The organism is Alicyclobacillus hesperidum (assembly GCF_900107035.1).
GTDB classification, from domain to species: Bacteria; Bacillota; Bacilli; order Alicyclobacillales; family Alicyclobacillaceae; genus Alicyclobacillus; species Alicyclobacillus hesperidum.
Genome location: NZ_FNOJ01000004.1, coordinates 225,454 through 245,306, shown reverse-complemented (window position 1 = coordinate 245,306; position 19,853 = coordinate 225,454). Strand labels below are relative to the sequence as shown.

The 19,853-nt window shown below is 53.2% G+C and carries 17 protein-coding genes; 13 read left to right on the top strand and 4 right to left on the bottom strand.

Annotation, left to right across the window (positions count from 1 at the left end; genetic code table 11):
* The first annotated feature begins 1,016 nt into the window (after nt 1-1,016).
* The gene (locus BLU70_RS04940; RefSeq protein ID WP_006447573.1) at nt 1,017-1,961 is read left to right on the top strand and encodes an Mbeg1-like protein; all 945 of its coding nucleotides are present in this window, start codon (nt 1,017-1,019) and stop codon (nt 1,959-1,961) included.
* A gap of 19 nt (nt 1,962-1,980) precedes the next feature.
* On the opposite strand, the gene csaA is transcribed toward BLU70_RS04940, so the two are convergent.
* Nucleotides 1,981-2,310, bottom strand: a complete 330-nt coding sequence (gene csaA / locus BLU70_RS04935) for a chaperone CsaA (RefSeq protein WP_006447575.1) — start codon at nt 2,308-2,310, stop codon at nt 1,981-1,983.
* A 140-nt stretch (nt 2,311-2,450) separates the two neighbouring features.
* Here csaA and BLU70_RS04930 point away from each other — a divergent pair, with 140 nt between their 5' ends.
* Nucleotides 2,451-3,719, top strand: a complete 1,269-nt coding sequence (locus BLU70_RS04930; RefSeq protein WP_040290083.1) for an NRAMP family divalent metal transporter — start codon at nt 2,451-2,453, stop codon at nt 3,717-3,719.
* A gap of 56 nt (nt 3,720-3,775) precedes the next feature.
* On the opposite strand, the gene BLU70_RS04925 is transcribed toward BLU70_RS04930, so the two are convergent.
* Entirely contained in the window at nt 3,776-5,041 is a 1,266-nt protein-coding gene (locus tag BLU70_RS04925) for an FAD-dependent oxidoreductase (protein WP_074692486.1), read from the bottom strand.
* A gap of 147 nt (nt 5,042-5,188) precedes the next feature.
* Between BLU70_RS04925 and yjjX the strand changes: the two genes are divergently transcribed.
* On the top strand, nt 5,189-5,716 hold the full coding sequence (gene yjjX / locus BLU70_RS04920) for an inosine/xanthosine triphosphatase (RefSeq protein WP_006447578.1): 528 nt from the start codon (nt 5,189-5,191) through the stop codon (nt 5,714-5,716).
* A 105-nt stretch (nt 5,717-5,821) separates the two neighbouring features.
* On the opposite strand, the gene glnA is transcribed toward yjjX, so the two are convergent.
* Entirely contained in the window at nt 5,822-7,243 is a 1,422-nt protein-coding gene (gene glnA, locus BLU70_RS04915; RefSeq protein WP_040290085.1) for a type I glutamate--ammonia ligase, read from the bottom strand.
* A gap of 393 nt (nt 7,244-7,636) precedes the next feature.
* Between glnA and BLU70_RS04910 the strand changes: the two genes are divergently transcribed.
* From BLU70_RS04910 to BLU70_RS04890, 5 genes are all read left to right on the top strand, one after another.
* Nucleotides 7,637-8,389, top strand: coding sequence for a phosphocholine cytidylyltransferase family protein (locus BLU70_RS04910; protein WP_040290231.1), 753 nt, complete (start codon nt 7,637-7,639; stop codon nt 8,387-8,389).
* Complete coding sequence (locus tag BLU70_RS04905) at nt 8,382-9,116, top strand: CDP-alcohol phosphatidyltransferase family protein (RefSeq protein ID WP_006447581.1); 735 nt, start codon at nt 8,382-8,384, stop codon at nt 9,114-9,116. The genes BLU70_RS04910 and BLU70_RS04905 overlap by 8 nt, the downstream gene beginning before the upstream one ends.
* Nucleotides 9,117-9,151: 35 nt before the next feature.
* On the top strand, nt 9,152-10,534 hold the full coding sequence (locus BLU70_RS04900) for a cobyrinic acid a,c-diamide synthase CobB (protein ID WP_074692438.1): 1,383 nt from the start codon (nt 9,152-9,154) through the stop codon (nt 10,532-10,534).
* A 117-nt stretch (nt 10,535-10,651) separates the two neighbouring features.
* Nucleotides 10,652-12,445, top strand: a complete 1,794-nt coding sequence (locus tag BLU70_RS04895; RefSeq protein WP_074692437.1) for a S9 family peptidase — start codon at nt 10,652-10,654, stop codon at nt 12,443-12,445.
* A gap of 159 nt (nt 12,446-12,604) precedes the next feature.
* The gene (locus tag BLU70_RS04890; protein WP_074692436.1) at nt 12,605-13,795 is read left to right on the top strand and encodes a 4-hydroxybenzoate 3-monooxygenase; all 1,191 of its coding nucleotides are present in this window, start codon (nt 12,605-12,607) and stop codon (nt 13,793-13,795) included.
* A 4-nt stretch (nt 13,796-13,799) separates the two neighbouring features.
* Here the strand turns inward: BLU70_RS04890 and BLU70_RS04885 are convergent, their stop codons facing one another.
* On the bottom strand, nt 13,800-14,585 hold the full coding sequence (locus BLU70_RS04885) for an IclR family transcriptional regulator (RefSeq protein ID WP_074692435.1): 786 nt from the start codon (nt 14,583-14,585) through the stop codon (nt 13,800-13,802).
* Nucleotides 14,586-14,794: 209 nt separating this feature from the next.
* Here BLU70_RS04885 and BLU70_RS04880 point away from each other — a divergent pair, with 209 nt between their 5' ends.
* From BLU70_RS04880 to dmpG, 5 genes are read left to right on the top strand one after another with little or no spacing between them, the layout of a single operon-like run.
* Nucleotides 14,795-15,607 (top strand): DODA-type extradiol aromatic ring-opening family dioxygenase, encoded by an 813-nt coding sequence (locus tag BLU70_RS04880; protein WP_006447586.1) that lies wholly within the window; start codon nt 14,795-14,797, stop codon nt 15,605-15,607.
* A 60-nt stretch (nt 15,608-15,667) separates the two neighbouring features.
* Entirely contained in the window at nt 15,668-17,104 is a 1,437-nt protein-coding gene (locus BLU70_RS04875) for an aldehyde dehydrogenase (protein WP_074692434.1), read from the top strand.
* 13 nt (nt 17,105-17,117) lie between these two features.
* Nucleotides 17,118-17,927 (top strand): 2-keto-4-pentenoate hydratase, encoded by an 810-nt coding sequence (locus BLU70_RS04870; RefSeq protein WP_040290098.1) that lies wholly within the window; start codon nt 17,118-17,120, stop codon nt 17,925-17,927.
* Between the two features lie 5 nt (nt 17,928-17,932).
* A complete protein-coding gene (locus tag BLU70_RS04865) occupies nt 17,933-18,817 on the top strand; it encodes an acetaldehyde dehydrogenase (acetylating) (protein WP_040290101.1) in 885 nt (294 codons plus the stop codon).
* A 13-nt stretch (nt 18,818-18,830) separates the two neighbouring features.
* A complete protein-coding gene (gene dmpG, locus BLU70_RS04860; RefSeq protein ID WP_006447590.1) occupies nt 18,831-19,850 on the top strand; it encodes a 4-hydroxy-2-oxovalerate aldolase in 1,020 nt (339 codons plus the stop codon).
* The last annotated feature ends 3 nt before the right edge of the window (nt 19,851-19,853 follow it).

Below are 19,853 nucleotides of genomic sequence, written 5' to 3'. Positions count from 1 at the left end.
TGCTGACCCCTGCCTGTTCAGCGTCACCTCTCGATGACGGTTACTAGCCTTGCTAGCGCGCAGACAGGTCTCCCCAGATAAGAACGGACTCTTTCCCCTCACGTACCTGCCGCAGTTTACTGCCGTAGCTCTTGGCGACTTAGGACTTCGTTGTGTGTAGGCAACTCGTCCAACTATGACAGCCTCAAATGCGATTCGTGTACCTCAGGTCGAGGGTTTGCCTCCAGCTTCCTTCAGATTCCACCTCACGGTGGACACCCTTGCTCTTGGCTAACGGTAGGTATGTCGCCAACCCCCGTTCGGGACTTACACCCTAAAGATTCCGCCCATGCTGGGCGTACTACTAATACAAAACGGCCTCACGGTGAGGCCGTTTTGTATAGAAGATATCGTGTATTGAATGATACGGGTAAATATGGATTAGGAGTCATAAAAGATTAACAAAAATTCTGTATATGTTCGTCTGCTTTTTCGATAAACTAGAGATATACAACTCGGTGTCTGCAGCGTTCAAATTTTCGCCTGGTTTTCGATGGTTTGGCGATATAGGGGGAATGCTAGATGGTCACCTGTCCGATTTGCAATGAGTTGCTTCAGGAACTCACATCGGTACATTGCATGACGCGTCACGGCATGACCAAGTCGAGCGTCATTGCACAATACGGCAAACCAAAGCGCTTGTTTCTCACGTTTGCTGCCGATAGTACTATCGCCACGCCGACCATCAGTCCTCGCGATTTCCTCGATTCTCAACTACTTTCTGATCGCCTCCTTTCAAAGACACGCAAATTCCATATATAGCAATAGCATGATGTGCACAGACGGTACCTGAATATCCCTCACGGTCGATTCGTCGCTTCATGACAGATCGGCCATCTTTGTGTTTATACGGGTCGACATATGGAAAACTTTATTTTGTATGGTGTATCATGTGCGCCATCTTTTTGTCGGACAACATGTGGTATACTGTGACACGTGGCATATGGGTATAGGAAAGTGAGGAGTGGAACGAGCGCATGAAGTCCGTATCGTATTGGAAACGCCTGCTGGCGTTTAGTGTGGCCTCTGTGCTGCTCGTCATCCCATTTCGTTTTTTAACCGTCAATGCTGTCGTCAAGTCGATGTCAGAGCCGGATGTCCATGTGGATGCGGATGCAAAACTGCAGCAAACGGACGGCATCTATGACGGTGTATTGATGAAGATGACCGATTTATCATATTCGAACCTTGATGCATATGTAGGCGATTCGTTGCTCACGCTCGAAGACTTGGCGGCTGTCAAACAAGGTCCACCAGGAATTTACGAGCAAGTTGATAAGGTCAATCAAATCGACTGGCATCTTCCTTACACTCAAGCGAATCGTTTCTTTTTTTCCGATCTCGCTGGGTGGAAGATTCTCGATGTCGATGACTTAGAAGCAAGCGCAGGTTTCTACGCCGTCGCATTTCAACGAGGACATACCGTTGTGATTGCCTATCGGGGGACCGACAACGTCATGGATTTGGTTGCTGACGCTGGGATTTATTTAAGTGTACCGAATATGATTGAACAACTGCAGCCAGCAGAACAATTTTTTAAACAGGTTTGTAAAGAGGCCAATGTTCCTTCTGGAGATGTCATTTTGACCGGACACTCGATGGGTGGATGGCTCGCCCAAAAAGTATATTTGGACGACCAGAATGTATATCCCAATTGGAAAATAGCTGGAGTTACTGTGTTTAACTCCATTGGTACAGGTTTTCGTCCCAAATTACAAGAGGCGTCAGTCGTCAAAGATTATCATTATGATGGCGATGTGTTCAGCCATTATGGGTCATCCCTTGGCGTTGAAATCGATATTCCTAATCCGACCCCAGACGAATCGGTGTATGACCGTCACCAAATGTATGATTTCTACGGTTACTTTTATCCCGGTTCGCCGTCGTCGACGGGAGCGGACCATAGCAAGGCTCCGATATAAACAATGAACCCCTATCGTCTTAAGCGATAGGGGTTCCGTTTGGTACAACAGTGTCTGGTCGGAGCAAAACGACGTCACCATCCTCTGGAATGCCTCCAAGTACCAAGACCTCCGAAACAAAGCCCGCAATCCGGCGGGGCGGGAGATTCACAATCGCGACAACTTGCCGACCTACCAAAGTATCTGGAACATAGCGGCGCGTAATCTGCGCACTCGACGACTTCATACCAATATCGCCGAAATCAATCCGCAACTGAATGGCTGGCTTACGCGCCTCTGGAAAATGCCGAGCTTCCACAATGGTTCCAATACGAATGTCCAACTTTTGAAAATCATCAATTGTCGTCATGTTTTCGCCACCTCACATAGTTGACTATTGTAATCAAGTTTCTAGTTAGGTTAGACTAACTACAGTATCAAGAACATACAAACCTTCGACATTCAATATCATAAACCAACATCATGCCGCGAAAGCAAGGAGTCATTATCATGAATCATACAGAATCACTCATGATATCGCAGGTCGCGTCGAAACATTCGCGTGCGCGGCGTTTCCTGCGCATGCTCGCCATATTTGGGCCTGGTGTCATTGTCATGCTGGCGAACACGGATGCGGGGTGCATTATCACGGCCGCGCAGTCTGGAGCTGAATGGGGCTATTCCATGGTTCTGCCACAGCTCGTCCTGATCCCAATCGTATATTTGGTTCAGGAAATCACGGTGCGCTTGGGTGTCATCACCGGGCAAGGGCACGGGGAACTCATTCACAAGCACTTTGGTCGGGGATGGGCGTGGATTTCGGTCTCCACTCTGTTCCTCTCTGCCATCGGCGCTCTGGTGACCGAGTTTGCCGGGATCGCCGGGGTCGGGGAACTGTTTGGCATTTCACCTGATTACACGGTTTCCGTAGCGACCATTCTGCTGATTGCACTAGGCCTGACTGGCAGTTACAAGCGCGTCGAGCGGATCGGTATCGCTATGGGTCTTTTTGAACTCTTGCTTGTTCCTGCGGCTATCATGGCTCATCCATCCGGGCATGCATTACTGCAAGGACTCGCGACCATTCCGATCGGCCACTCAAGCTACATGTTTCTACTCGCAGCGAATGTGGGTGCTGTGATCATGCCATGGATGATTTTTTATCAACAATCGGCTGTCGTCGATCGGCGGATGACCAAAAAGCACCTCAAGCTCGCAAGGGTGGATACGCTCGTCGGATCGATTTTAACGCAAGTGGTCATGATTGCCGTGGTCATCATGATCGCGGCGACGGTGGGGCGCGTGAATCCTTCACAACCACTGTCGACTGTGACGCAAATTTCACACGGACTGATGCCGTTTCTTGGGCCTGTCGGAGCGAAGTTGATTTTCGGTATGGGCATGCTCGGTGCAAGCTTTGTCGCTGCGCTCGTCGTGTCTTTGGCTGGTGCCTGGGGGATTGGCGAGGTCACAGGCATTCGTCACAGTATGAACGCGAAGTGGCGTGATGCCAAAGGCTTCTACACGATTTACACCTGCGCACACATCGGCGGTGCCATCCTTGTCTTTAGCGGTATCAACCTGATCAACTTGGCAGTCGATACAGAAGTCATGAATTCATTGCTGTTACCTATCGTCTTGGGATTCTTATTGTTGCTTGAGGCGAAGGCTTTACCGAAAGAATGGAGAATGCAAGGGATTTACAAGCATATCGTGCGTGCAATCTCGCTCGTCATCATGGTGTTTGGCCTCTATATGGGCATCCAGTTGATTGCGTGAGAATGTGGAGATGAATAAGGGGCACAATGGTTAGAAGGCACTGTGCCCCTTAGACGTTAGACAATGGCGTTTTGTCGAATGAGTTCTTTCCGCACGTCGCGGGCATTGGCCTCGCCGAGCCCTGCATACATCGCAGCAGCAATACCGGCAGCGTGCCCGGTAGCAAACGCAGTACCCATCACGCGGGCAGAAGCAAACGCAATGCGGTCACAATCGATGATTCTTCCTGCGCACCAGAGATTCTTAACCTGTTTGGCCTTCAGCGAGCGCAGGGGTATCTCGTAATACGACTTATCCTGAATGTGCTTGTAGCGCGCTGCCTCACCAGGTTCGTGAATCTCGACGGGCCAGCCGCCGCGCGCGATGGCATCCGGAAAACGAGCTCCCGCCAGCGCTTCTTCGCCAGCCAATCGGTATTCGCCGTCAATGTGCCTCGTCTCCCGCACGCCAATCGCGGGTCCGGTCTGTACGAGAAAGGCGTCTTTAAAGCCAGGGACGTATTTGCGAAAGGCATCGAGATAGGCCCACGCCTGGCGGCGTGCAGACATCTCTGCCACTGTTAAGCTCGCGCTGTCAAGTCCATCCACCCGTTCGTCTGCAAATAATGCAAGCACATGATGGGACCCTGTTAAGCGGACAACCATCCCTCTGTCCTTAGTCAAATCTTCAACACCCGCGCGCTTTGCTTGCCAAATCGCTGCCGTGAACTGATGCCGGTGGAGTGCGATATCAGGGGAGACCCCGCCAAATTGCATCACGAGCGTACCCGCCTGGACGTGACCTTCGTCGTCGCCAAAACGCACCTGATTCCCGCAAAACGCAGCCAAGTCGGCCTCTCCACTCGCATCCACGAAAGCCTCCGCCTCAATCCGAAACGTGCCGCCATGCTGAAAACACGTGATGGAGCGAAGACGCTGCTGGCTGTCAACTTCGGCTCCGATAACGGTTGTGTGTAAACGCGGCGTCACACCAGCCTCCAGCACCAGCTGATCGAATGCATATTTGGTCGTTTCTCCATCGAGCAAAACGATCACGTTGCCGGATCCGGGATTGCGAATCGGCCCATCGTACCGCCCCAAATCCCGCAGTTTCTCGAGAAATCTTTGGCCAACGCCGCCGACCACTTGCAACAGAGGTTCTTGTTGGGCAAACAAGCCACAAATGGTCAGCACCGAAGAATGTGTGGCCGCACCACCGAAGTATGGATTCTTTTCAAGGAGCAGCGTGTTTGCTCCTAAGCTGGCAGCGCCCACCGCCGCCGCAACGCCGGCGCTGCCGCCACCGACGATGACCACATCGTATCGAAGCGTTTCGGTATTCAACAATCGTAACCTCCTGAGTAGGGAAAACGCATGTCTATCATACCGCAATCTTGGCTTCTCGAATATTGCCTAGACGGGTGTACAACAAAACGTAGCTTGCGCCCATGCTACAATGGTTGATGGTCGAGTTAACAAGGGGGAACTCAAATGGAAGCCTGGGATATACGGAAGATAGCGATTGGATCGACCAATCCTGCGAAAATGAAAGCCGTTGAACTCGCCTTTGCAGCCCTTGCGATACCCATTGAGATCATGTCCGTAGATGTGCCTTCGGGTGTGTCGGCGCAACCGCAAACGGATAAGGAAACCTTGCAGGGAGCACGCAACCGCGCATTAGCAGCGTTGCGGGAAGGACAAGCGGATGTCGGTATTGGTTTGGAGGGCGGTATACAGCGGACGGAGTGGGGGATGTTCTTGTGCAACTGGGCGTGTGCGATCACGCGCTCAGGGCAAGAGGGCCTTGGCGGTGGCTTAAGGCTTCCGCTCCCACGCGAGATTGCGAGCGAATTGGACAACGGCAAGGAACTTGGCGATGTCATCGACACATGGGCCGGAAGGCACGGGGTTCGTAAGCAGGAAGGAACCATTGGCATTCTAACACAGGGAGCCATTCGCAGGGCGGACATGTTTCGTGACGCTTTGCTGTGTGCTTTAGCACCTCTTATGTATCGATGAGCAAAGATCATCGTGCGTTCGCGAAGGAAGACGGGCCTTGGGCAGAGTAATCAAATCACCCGCCACATGATGGCGGGTGATTGTATACGTGAAGCTCGTTCTCAATTATAGGTCGTAATAGAGTTGGAACTCGTATGGATGCGGACGTAGGTGCATGGGGGCAACTTCATTCGTACGCTTAAAGTCGATCCAAGCGTGGATAAAGTCCTTCGTGAAGACTCCGCCTTCGAGAAGGAACTCGTAATCTGCCTCCAGAGCCTGCAAAGATTCTTCCAACGAACCTGGAACGCTGCGGATTTTTGCCTTTTCGTCCGCGCTCAATTCGTAGATGTTCTTGTTGATGGGACCATAGCCAAGTGCCGTCGGATCCAGCTTGCGACGAATGCCGTCGATACCGGCCATCAACATAGCTGCGAATGCAAGATATGGGTTGGCCGTGCAATCCGGGGTGCGGAACTCGATACGTGCTGTTTTTGGCGAAACGACGGCGACCGGGACGCGAACGGCAGCGCTGCGATTGCCCTTTGAAAAGACCAGATTGACCGGTGCTTCATAACCTGGAACCAAACGCTTATACGAATTCGTACTCGGATTCGAGAAAGCTAGAATTGCGGGTGCGTGGTGCAAAATGCCTGCGATATAGTGAAGGGCGATGTCGCTCATGTTTCCGTAACGGTCTTGTTCAAAAAAGAGCGGCGTATCACCGTCGAAGAGGCTTTGGTGAACGTGCATACCCGAACCGTTATCACCGAATACGGGTTTTGGCATGAAGGTGACCGTTTTTCCGTATTTCCGCGCAACGTTGCGGATGATGTATTTATAGGTCATCACGGTGTCAGCCGTGCGTGTGAGCGTATTGAATCGGAAGTTGATTTCCGCCTGCCCCGCGGTTGCGACCTCGTGATGGTGACGTTCGACGCGAATACCTGCGTTCATCAATTCTTTAACCATTTCTGTGCGGATGTCCTGCTGTGTATCGATAGGAGGGACAGGGAAGTAGCCACCCTTGTTTTTTACTTGATAACCGAGGTTCTTTTCACCATTACCCGTGTTCCACATCGCTTCCTCGGAATCAACAGCGTAGAAAGCGCCGCGATTGCTCGACTCAAAGCGCACGTCGTCAAAGATAAAGAACTCGAGCTCAGGACCAAAGTATGCCGTTGTCGCAATACCGCTGGACGCCAGATACGCTTCCGCTTTTTCAGCAATATAACGAGGATCGCGTTCGAAACGTGTGCCATTAGGCTCAAACACATTACACGATACAGCCAAAGTGGGGGCAGCCATAAACGGATCGACAAATGCCGTCTCTAAGACAGGCCGCATCACCATGTCGCTGTCTTCAATTCCACGAAAACCTTGAATGCTCGATCCATCGAAGGCGATGCCATTGGTCAACATGTCTTCATCAACTTCAACGGCCGGTATGGTTACGTGATGTTGACGGCCCGGTACGTCAACAATGCGAAAATCGACCATTTCCACATTGTGTTGCTTCATGAGTTCTAAAACGTCGCGCGGTGTCAAAGTTCCACTCCTCCTAAAGAATGAACGTATCTGCATCTGACTGCAAACATTATAGAAACACCAGAGGGATGCGTCAACGCCTTATGTAAGAAAACCTGACATCTAATTGTCAAAAAAACCGTGGTACTTTGTCAAATAAAAGGTTGTCATGACGTCATCACCATGTTGACCGTTCGACCGATTTGCGTCATATTCGACACGAATTCCACTTTATCGAAATCTGACAACTATAGATTTCGGGTGAACGGATGGCTGCTTCAAGCCGTCTATATTCATTTTGCCTCAAAAATTGAACCTTTTTTGAGGTGGTGTGAATTATAGTAATTTATCGATCTTGTTGCCGAGATAACTAGATAGACAAAACCTGTCGATTCATGGGGGAATCGTTTGATCATGAAACCAATCGCCGTGATTTTGGCCGCTGGGATGTCAACCCGTTTGCGTCCGTTAACGGAGGATCGTCCGAAATGCCTGCTTAAAGTCGGTCCTAAAGCGATTTTGGATTGGCAACTCGAAGCCTTACAATCTGTTGGTGTCTCCGATTTAGTTGTAGTCGTCGGTTACCGCAAGGAAATGATTCAAGAACATATCAGACTTCACCATCCATCATTTTCTGTGCGCTTTGTCGAAAATGTCGCGTATGAGAAAACGAACACCTTGTTCTCTCTTAAAGAAGCTCTACTTGTGCTGGATGGTGATTTTTACTATATGAATGCCGATGTCGTGTACGACAAGCGGATTCTTCAGCGTTTGCAGGCAGGTACCGATGGCGGGTTTCTCGCTATTGATAAAAAGCAATGTCGCGACGAAGAGGTGAAAGTCGTCGTCGAGCACGGTCGAGTCGCTGAGATTGGCAAACATCTCAATCCAGAACACTGCGAAGGTGAGTTCATCGGTGTCGCAAAATTTACAGGTGACTTCGCCCGCCGTTTTCGGCAGCAGGTACTGGATCTCGCCGTCCCAGGGAACGAGATGAAGTTCTTTGAGTACGCGCTGGATGCCATGGCCGATAAATCCGATATGATCCCTGTCGACATCACAGGGTTGCCATGTGTCGAGATCGACTTTCCCGAAGACTACGCATTTGCAACGGAACAGGTCGTCCGGCATTTGGTGGACGCCGAGGAGGAGAACGCGCATGTCTGAGCTTGCAAAGATCAATGCATGCGCCAAACGCCCCATCGATGTCTGGACAAATTACATTTATTATCCACTTTCGATTCGGCTCGTGTATCTGATTCGCAACACGCGTATTAAACCGAATGAAATTACGCTGTTTTCCATGTTTTTATGTCTGATCGGCTGCGTAGGTTTCGCCGTGGGCCTGCGTCCTTATGTTGTTGCTGGTCTCGTCTTCGTTCAGGTCTCATATGTGTTCGATTGCGCAGATGGTCAGCTCGCGCGCTATAAACAACAGTTTTCGCCTGTTGGCGGCTGGCTGGACCAGGTGTCGGATCGGATCAAGGAATTTGCGATATATTTCAGCTTGGCTTATGGTTACACTCGCTTTCACGATCGAGATCTGACAGTGTGGAAATGGGCCGTGATCGCGTTGTTTAGCCTATACTTGCTCGAATATTACGGGCAGATACACTTTAAGCCGCGAGCAGTAGCGGCAACCCCGGATGGCGCGTTGGCGTCATCGACAGCGCTCGAGACAGGGCGCATGACCGGCTTTGGGCGGGCCCAGCGCCTTCGGAGCCTTGTGCCGTTTCGCGGCTTTATTATTGGTGAACAATACTTTGCGATGCTTGTCTTTGTGGCTTGTCACGCGATTGTGCCACTGTTTCGCTTTGTCGCGATTGTTGGGTTATTGATGTGCGTATACCGCCCGGCTGTGCAATATTACAAGTGGAGTCGTGGCTATCAGTGATCTGATCACTTGAAGCCAAACTCGGAGGTCACGTGATGAATCGCCCTCGTTTAGTTATCGCCGGCACCCACAGCGGTGTCGGCAAGACGACGATTGCCATTGCCCTGATGCGCGCACTGTCTCGACGGGGACTGCGCGTTCAGGGCTTTAAAGTTGGTCCAGATTATATCGATCCGTCGTATCACGCTGCCGCAACTGGACGAGCGGGGTATAACCTCGATACATGGATGACACACGCAGATATCGTGCGTGAAATCTTTGATCGCGCCAGCCAAAGGAGCGACATCTCGATCATCGAAGGCGTGATGGGCTTGTTTGACGGCAAGGATCCATTGTCCAACATAGGCAGCACCGCGGCCGTTTGCACGCTAATTGCGGCGCCTGTGCTCCTCGTCATCGACGCAGCGGCGAGCGCTCGGAGCGCTGCTGCACTGGTGCACGGCTTTCAAACGTTTGACCCGCAGGTGAAGATCGCCGGCGTGATCGCAAACCGCGTGGCGGGAGCGGGGCATTTTGCGATTGTGCGGACGGCCATTGAGTCCTCATGTGGTGTGCCAGTGGTCGGCTATCTGCCGACCAACGCAGATTTCACGCTTTCTGAGCGCCATCTTGGCTTGGTTCCTGCTGCGGAACAAGAGAGTCTTGACGAATGGCTGGATGGGCTGGCGGTAAGCCTCGAACGGACGGTGGACATCGAAGCCGTGTCCCGACTTGCCCACACAGCGAACGCGTGGACAACTCAGGCACCTCGACTATTTGCGGGAGCCGCGACAACGCCGACGACCAGGATCGCGATTGCACAAGATGAAGCGTTCAACTTTTATTATCAAGAGAATCTGGACTTGCTTCGCTTCTATGGCGCGGAACTGTTGCCGTTTCGGCCTTTGGCAAACGAACCTGTGCCACAGGGCGCACATGGGCTATATCTTGGAGGTGGCTTCCCAGAGGTACACTTGGAGCGTTTGACGCAGGCCGACAAAACCTTTGCCAGCCTACGCGCCTTAGTGGCAGCGGGAATGCCGGTTTGGGCCGAATGTGGTGGTATGATGCTACTCGCTGACGCCATTATCGATAGGGCGGGAAAACGTTTTGCCATGGCGGGTGTGTTGCCGGTGACTGTAGAAATGACCGAGCGCTTGGCTGGGTTTGGCTATCGTGAGATCGAAATGGCACCGGGGGGGGTTCTCGACGGTGTGGGTGGACAGTTGCGTGGACACGAATTTCACTACTCGCGGATTGCCGCCCGGGATGACAGCCTGGCGCCAGCCTATGTTGTCCGGCAAGGTGAAACTCGACGTTGGGAAGGATTCAGCAAGGGTAGCGTGATCGCCGGCTACACACATGTCTATTTTTCGTCGCATCCTAAGATGGCCAGACAGTTCGTGCAAACGTGTGCCTCATGGAATCCTTCGGTGTGATATTCCTCGTCACACAGCTCGAGTTGTGATGTTGTTGTGCTAGAATCAGAGCGACAGTGAAAATTCACGGCGGGTGTGCTCCGAATATCCTTGGGGCCGCCGCAGGAGGTCGTTCTGATGATTCAGATACCCAAGCCAGACGCAGAACAACTTTTTCGTACGTACTCCATCACATCGTTTGCCGTCAGCAAGGACGAGTCGCGCATCGCGTTCTCGACAAACCTGAGTGGCAAATATAACGTGTGGGGGATTGATCTCGGTCAGCATTACCCGTATCCGCTTACGACGCAAGACCAAACGCCGGCGTATATACGCTTTGATCCGGTAGGGCGCTATATACTTGTTGGATTTGACAACGACGGCGACGAAAACGTACAGATGTATCTTGTGTCACCCCACGGCGGTGCGTTGCAACCCATTCGTACGGCTCCTGGTCGCCGCCATTACCTCGCATCGATTTCCGACGATGGCCACCGCATTTACTATTGTTCCGATAAGGACAATCACATGTATCTAAACGGCTATGTGTACGACTTGGAAACGGATTCAGAAACGATTCTATACGAAGGTGCGAAGGCGCCGACGTTTTTAGCCGATGTCGCAAAAGACGAATCGAGCTTTGTCACGTTCTCGACCTACGCCAACACCTACGTGGTGGCCCATGTACATCAAGGTGACCAACGTCGGTGCTTGACACCAGATGAGGGCGTCGTTCATGTGGTCTCGTCCTTACAGTATGTTGGACGTCAAATTGTTTTCACGACGAATTACGGCGAGGATGACGCATATGTCGCACGTTTCGACTTGGATACAGGAGAATTTGAAAGGGTCTGGAAACCGGAACGGGGCGGCGCAGAGCAACTGGTTGTCCACGAACCAGGGAACGTGGCCTATGTCTCGGTCAGTTATGGCGTTCGGGATGCGTTGTTCCAGATCGATCTGAGGACCTTTGAGGCCACGCCGATTGCCTGTCCCGCCGACGTGATCGCCGAGATGCACATTGGGGAGAGCGGTGCCTTGTACGTTCGCGCGATGCGCGATATTGCACCTTCGAATTTATACGTGCGCAAGCCGGACGGTTCGTGGACGCCGTTAACCGGCAATCGCGTGATGGGGGTTGCTGAATCAGAGTTAGTGCCGGCCGAGGTTGTCCGCTTTCCATCGTACGATGGCTTGGAACTTGAGGCTTTGTGGTTTCAGGCTAATCCTGCCCTCGCCAACGGATACACGGTCGTCTGGCCGCATGGCGGGCCACAAGCGTCCGAACGCAAGACGTTTCGTCCGTTTTTCCAATTTCTATTACTCCGCGGCTACAACGTATTTGCGCCGAACTTTCGCGGGAGCAGCGATTATGGCGCAAAGTTTATGAAGATGGTCGAGCGCGATTGGGGAGAAGGTCCTCGCTTGGACATGGTCGCGAGCATCGAGTGGCTGATTCGCCAAGGGATGGCGGACAGAAGCCGGTTGTTTTTGGTCGGCGGCAGTTATGGCGGCTACATGACTCTGCTTTTGCACGGTCGCCATGCGGATTACTTCCAAGCCTGTGTCGACATCTTCGGGCCATGCAATCTGATCACATTTGCCCAATCGGTTCCAGACCACTGGAAGCCCATGATGAAACAGTGGTTAGGCGATCCGGACGATCCGGCGGATCGCGAACGGTTGATTCAAGATTCGCCGATTACCTACCTAGACGGCATGACGAAACCGATGCTTGTCATTCAAGGGGCGAACGATCCACGCGTCGTCCAGGCCGAGTCGGATCAGATCGTTGCGGCTCTGCGCAACCAAGGCAGAGAAGTCGAATATATCGTCTTCCCTGACGAAGGGCATGGCTTCATGAAAAAGGACAATGAGATTGCAGCGTACAAGCGCATTGTCGACTTCTTAGATGAACATCGCCTCCCATAATCGGAGATCAGGCGCGATCGCTATCGATCGCGCCATTTTTCAAAAAGTGTTCCGGATATAGAAACATTACGGTTGGGCCGAGCATGTAGGAGGGGTATAGTCTCCATTGGAAGCGCTTTCTAGAGTCGGCGCCGCAAGTGCCATAAGGAGGTACTGTCTTTGCGAACACAGGTAGCCATCATCGGTGCAGGCCCTGCTGGGTTGATGCTGTCCCATTTACTTGCGCGGGACGGCATTATGTCCATTGTCTTGGAATCGCGTACACGGCAGGCCATTGAAGAGACGATTCGGGCAGGTGTTTTGGAACAAGGCACCGTGGATTTACTACACGAGCTTAAGCTGGCGGATCGAATGGAACAAATCGGAGAACGACATGGGGGCATCGAGTTCCGCTTCCGTGGGCGCGGGCATCGTATTCCGATGCGCGACTTGACGGGTGGCAAAGAGGTCATGATTTATGCTCAACACGAGGTGATTAAGGATCTTGTGGCGGCGAGAGTGCAGCAAGGTGGCGAGATCGTGTTTGGCGTGAGTGACGTACAGTTGCACGATCTCGATACAGATAGGCCACGGGTATCGTTTCGACGTTCACCAGAAGCACCGACCGAGTTCATTGCATGCGATTTCATTGCTGGATGCGATGGTTTTCATGGCCCGAGCAGAAGGAGCATTCCTGAGAACGTGCGGACGGAGTACCACAAAACGTTCCCGATGGGGTGGCTTGGCATCTTAGTCGAAGCTCCGCCGTCGAGCGAGGAATTGATTTACTGTAACCACGATCGCGGCTTTGCGCTGGTCAGCACCCGTTCGCCTGAAGTACAGCGCATGTACATTCAGGTCGATGCGCAGGACGATATCGCCAATTGGCCGGACGAGCGAATTTGGTCCGAGTTGCGATCTCGCCTCGCAACCGAGGATGGTTGGGCGCCGATTGAAGGCCCAATTATTCAGAAATCCATCGTTGGGATGCGCAGCTTTGTCTGCTCACCAATGCAGTATGGGCGCCTGTTTTTGGCCGGGGACGCGGCTCACATCGTTCCGCCGACAGGTGCTAAGGGATTGAATTTAGCCGTTTCGGACGCACGCGTGCTGGCCGCCGCGATTGGTGAGTTCTATCAAGACAGTCGTACAGACTTGTTGGCGAGGTATTCGCAGATCTGTTTGCGAAGAGTCTGGAAGGCGGAGCGGTTTTCTAACCTCATGACACAACTGCTACACCGTTTTCCGGAGCACTCCGCATTTGATCGGGAAATTCAACTGGCCGAGTTGGACTACATGACATCGTCCGTCCACGGCCTTTCAACCATAGCCGAAAATTACGTTGGTTTGCCAATTGAATGGGGTACCTGATGCGTCAACGGACTCGTTCGTAATACCCGAGTCGATGCGAGATTTCCTTGCTGATGGACACCAGCGTCTTGGCCAGCGATTTCATTTTTTCGGGCGTAAACCGCGCAGCGGGCCCGACCGCGGTGACAGCGCCGATGACCTGCCGCGTGTAATCTCGGACTGGGGCGGCGACGGAGTGAACACCTTCGCGCAATTCACTTTGGCTAAACGCGTACCCGTCTTTCCGAATTTGGGATAAAAGCTGCCGCAGTGTGTCGGGATGGGTGATGGTGTTCGGCGTCATTGGGCGCAACCCGCGCCGGATGACCTCGTCAATCACGGTGCTGTCCTGGTAGGCGAGAATGACCTTGCCCGAACTGGTGCAGTGCAAAGGATTTTTTCGGCCAAGGTGCGTGGCAATCTGCACTGGGTGCTTGCACTCCAGCTTGCTCACATAGACTGTTGCGTAATCTTCGAGCACTGCAAGATGGACGGTTTCGTCAAAGCGATTGACGAATTCCTCAAGGAGATGCTGACCTTCCCGACATATTTCGAGATTCGACATAATGATGCCACCCAGACTGAGGACGGAAAGGCCCAGGCGGTATCTGTGCGTCTGTTCATCGCGCCGTACAAATCCTTCTTCGGCGAGCGTCGTCATGACGCGATGGACAGTGCTTTTCGATAATCCGAGCTTATCCGCTATCTGCGTGATACCAAGTTCCGGTTCTTCAGGTGTAAAGCATTTCAATGCGTGCAAAGCATTCTTTAGCGATGACAAAGTTCTATAGTCTGCCGCTTGACGCTCCATGATGGTGTCCCTCCTCGAGGACCGATAGAATTTTGGCAATCGACATGAGGTTCGCGTTGTTCCGCATAGAGAAACAAGATTGTGTTGTAACCGTTTGCCTAGTGCTACGATCAATGCGAGGCGTTACACCGAAGCGTCGCGTCGCGGCACAAGGACGACCATTGCTATCGGTTGGCTGCACCGATATGTGAAAAAGGGAGGAAGTCGCCATGAGTCTTGAATTGGCGATGATCACGCCGCACACACCGCGCATTTGCCATCGGGATCGAATCCCTGAATTTCAAAAACCGATGGTGGAGGCCATGTTGAAATGCGCTGACATCATCGATGATGTCAATCCAGATGTCATCGTGCTCATCTCGTGTCACTGGATGTCTAGCTTCATCCATTATGTCGACATTACGCCTGCGCATCAAGGCGTTTTGACCGCAGTCGAGTGCCCAGATTTAATTACCGACGTTGCGTACAGTCACCCTGGACACCCAGAACTTGGGCGTCAGTTGGTAGAGGCAGGGAAGGCTGCCGGACTTCAAGTTGTTGGGATTGATGATCCGACTTATATCTGGGACTACGGTACTGTTGTGCCACTTCGTTATTTGCTCAAGCGGCCCGATATCCCGGTTGTGGATTTGTCCGTCTGCTGGGCGGCGTCACTCGACGAGTCGATTCGATGGGGCGAAGTGATGGGAGAAGTATTCCTCAACACCCCATTGCGTGTCGTTTTTCTCGCCAGTGGCGCGCTTGCGCACAACCTCGGTCGGGGGCCGGAACTGTGGCCAAACATCACAGAGCAGGCGCTTGACCGCGAGTTTTGCCAATACCTTGTCAACGGAGACAAGGCTTCGGCGGTTTCTATGCTGCCATCGTATGTGCGAGCTGCAGGCGTCGAGTCTGGAGGGCGGCACGTCGCTGTCTTACTTGGCGTGCTGCGCAAACAGTTTACTGGCGAACTGCACGGTTATGGTCCCTCATCGGGATCGGGTAACCCTGTTCTAACAATGCGTTATGCCGATGTTGTCTGATTGGTTTTCGCCGCATTCTATTTTTGCAATCACAACACGAACACGGGTGAGGGAGAACGTATGGAAAAGGTATTGCATTTTATCGATGGCACATTTTGTGAGTCGCACGACGGCCGCACATTTGACAATTTCAACCCAGCAACCGGTGAAAAGATCGGTGTTGTTGCGGAAGGTGGCAAAGCGGAAATCGATCAGGCTGTCGCCGCTGCACGTCGAGCGTTTAAGACGTGGGGCAAGACATCCGCGGCAGAACGAGCTGCCATTATGCATCGGATCGCCGATTTGATTGAAGAAAATCTGGATGAATTGGCTCTTCTCGAGACGACGGACACCGGCAAGCCGCTAACACTGGCAAAGAGTCTCGATATCCCACGATCGGCCTACAATTTTCGTTTTTTTGCCGACTTTGTGAAAGGCATGAGCACAGAGGCGTTCGAAATGGAGGGCGTCGCGCTGAACTACGCCCTGCGCCGACCAGTCGGTGTGGCGGGCCTTATTTCACCGTGGAACTTGCCTTTGTTTTTGTTGACATGGAAGGTTGCGCCGTGTTTGGCAGCAGGCGATACCTGCGTGATCAAACCGGCCGAATTGACGCCGATGACGGCGACGAAATTGGCTGAAATCTGCCAAAAAGCAGGTGTGCCAAATGGCGTTGTCAACGTTGTGCACGGCTTTGGCCCAGATGCTGCCGGATCTGCCTTGACCGAACACCCAGATGTCGATCTGATCTCGCTTACGGGTGAGACGACGACAGGCAAAGCCGTGATGAAATCTGCAGCTTCGTCACTCAAGCGCCTGTCTTTGGAACTTGGCGGCAAAAACCCGAACATCGTCTTTGCGGACTGCGATCTCGAAGATGCTTTGACGACAACGATTCGCTCCAGCTTTGTCAACCAAGGTGAGGTGTGTTTATGCGGCTCGCGCATTTACGTCGAGCGTCCATTGTATGACCGCTTCGTCGCCGGGTTGGTCGAGAAGACCGCTCAACTCGTCGTTGGCGATCCGCTCGATCCAAACACGAACGTCGGCGCTCTTATCTCTTTCGAACACCTGGAGCGCGTCGAAGGATTCGTGCGGCGCGCGGTCGAACAGGGAGGCCGCATCCTGATTGGCGGTAAGCGCCCTGAACATCTGAAACACGGCGCGTTTTTCGAGCCCACCATCATCGGCGACGTCGACTCTTCGTGTGAAATCACGCGCCAAGAGGTCTTTGGACCTGTTGTGACCATTCAACCGTTCGACACAGAAGAAGAAGTCATTGCCATCGCCAATGACACAAATTACGGCTTAGGGGCAACCATCTGGACGTCCAATCTGAAGCGGGCACATCGTGTCGCTGCCGAGATCGAAGCGGGCGTGATTTGGGTGAATACATGGTTCCTACGCGACCTGCGCACGCCTTTTGGCGGCATGAAACAAAGTGGTATCGGCCGCGAGGGTGGAGTACACAGCTTCGAGTTCTTCTCGGAATTGAAAAATGTCTGCATCAAGTTGTAACGAGGTGATGGTGATGGCGGTATTCCAAATGGAAGATTTGGCGGCTGAACTGTTTGCGGCGGAACGTGCGTTGCGCACGATCCCGCCGTTGACAGAACGATATCCCGACATGTCGATGGAAGTTGCGTACCAAATCCAATTGCTGAATGCCCACAAGAAGCAACAAGCTGGCGATCGCGTCGTGGGTCATAAAATTGGACTGACGAGTAAGCCGATGCAGCGCATGCTCGGCGTCAACGAGCCCGACTTTGGACATCTATTTGCCTCGATGCGGTACCGTTCTCGCGACATTGTCGACTTTCCTCTGATTCAACCGAAGGTTGAACCCGAACTGGCGTTTATTCTGGCGGAGGATCTACCAGGGCCGGATGTCGACGCTGATGCCGTCTTGCGTGCGACACGCTCTGTCGTGCCTGCGCTCGAAGTTATCGATAGCCGGATCGCCGACTGGAAAATTCGTTTGGCAGACACCATCGCAGACAATGCATCGGCTGGTTGTTTTGTATTAGGGGATGAACCGACACCCGTTCGTGATGCCAATCTAACGACCTGTGGGGCAGTGCTCAAAGTCAATGGCGAAGTCGTGGAGACTGGGGCGGGAGCCGCTGTGATGGGGCATCCGGCCATTGCGGTGGCCTGGTTGGCGAATAAGTTGTCGTCTTTGGGCACGACCTTGCGTGCGGGCGACGTTGTGCTCTCTGGTGCAGTCAGCGCCGCAGTACCCGTGCGCTCTGGCGATCATGTCGCACTTTCCTTCGGCCGATTGGGGCGTGTCGAATTCACCCTGGCCAAGGCGAACTTGTCTGAGTCTTCATGGGGGTGACCAATATGACAAAATTAACAGCTGCGATTGTCGGATCGGGCAACATCGGCACGGATTTGATGGTGAAGTTACAGCGTAGCGAATGGATTGAACCACGGTGGATGATTGGCATCGATCCAGAGTCGGACGGGCTGCGCCGTGCGAAAAACGCCGGCCTCGAAGTCTCTGCGGAAGGCTTAGCCGCTATGCTGAAAGCCGGGGTGCATCCGGATATCGTCTTCGATGCAACAAGTGCGAAAGCGCACGTGCGTCATGCGAAATTGTTACGCGAGGCAGGAATCCAGGCCGTCGACTTGACGCCAGCCGCGCGCGGACCATACGTGATCGCGGCGGTGAATTTGCAGGAGCACCTTGAATCTCCAAATGTCAATATGGTCACGTGTGGCGGCCAGGCAACTGTTCCTATCGTATATGCGGTCAGCCGTGTAGTCGGCGTGTCGTATGCCGAGATCGTTGCGACCATTGCGAGTAAGAGCGCCGGCCCAGGGACACGGGCAAACATCGATGAGTTTACGGAGACGACCTCACGAGCCATTGAAACCATCGGCAAGGCTCGACGCGGCAAAGCGATTATCATCCTCAATCCGGCTGAACCGCCCATTTTGATGCGAGATACCATTTATTGTTTGATGGACGACGCATCAGAGGAGACAAGGCATAAGGTGCTTGCGTCCATTCGCGAAATGGTGAGCCACGTGCAGACCTATGTTCCAGGTTATCGCCTCAATCGCGAACCGATTTTCCGCGATAACTTGGTCAGCGTCTCCATTGAAGTCGAAGGCCTCGGCGATTATTTGCCGGTCTATGCAGGAAACCTCGACATCATGACGGCGGCTGCAGTCAAGTTCGCTGAGGAGTATGCCAAGCACCGGGCTGCGGTCAACCAGTGAGGAGGGAACATTTATGGCCTATAAGTATCGGATTGAAGTGACGGATGTCACTCTGCGCGACGGGATGCACGCCGTTCGCCATCAGTTCAGTGTCGAAGATGCTCGTGCAATCGCGTCGGCCTTAGATAGCACAGGGGTCGCGCTGATCGAGGCGGCGCATGGCGACGGGCTCGGGGGTAGCTCGGTGCAATATGGATTTTCAAAAGAAACGGAAGCGGATTATCTGCAGGCGGTGTGCGGCGCGGTTCAAAACGCGCAGGTCGTGGCACTCCTGTTGCCGGGGATCGGTACGGTGGAAGATCTTAAACGGGCCGTCGAGTATGGTATTCGCGGCGTGCGTGTAGCTACCCATTCGACCGAGGCGGACATTTCGGCGCAGCACATCGAAGAGGGTCGCAAGTTGGGCCTCGATGTTGTTGGTTTTTTGATGATGTCGCACATGACCGACGTCGAGCGGCTGGTGGAAGAGGCAAAGAAAATGGCGTCGTACGGCGCACACGCCGTCTACATCGTCGATTCGGCTGGTGCCATGTTGATGGATGAGGTGCGCCGCAAGGTATCGGCACTGCGCAATGCTTTGCCAGACGACGTGCAAGTCGGTTTTCATGCCCACAACAATCTGGGCGTGTCTGTTGCCAATTCCATTGCGGCGGTCGAAGAAGGTGCGTATCGCATCGATGCAAGCCTTGGTGGTTTGGGTGCTGGCGCTGGCAACACGCCACTTGAGGTGTTCGTCGCGGCGTGCGAAAAGTACGGCATCGACACAGGCGTATCGCTGTATCCGGCCATGGACGCTGCAGAAGATGTCGTGCGCCCGCGCATGCATCGGCCCATCATCACCGACCGCACAGCACTCACGTTGGGCTATGCTGGCGTCTATTCGAGCTTCTTGCTGCACGCGCAGCGCGCGGCCGAACAATTTTCCGTCGATGTTCGAGACGTCCTTGTCGAACTCGGCAACCGCCGCGTGGTGGGCGGCCAGGAGGATATGATTGTCGACGTCGCGTACGAAATCGCACATCGACAGGCGTAATAG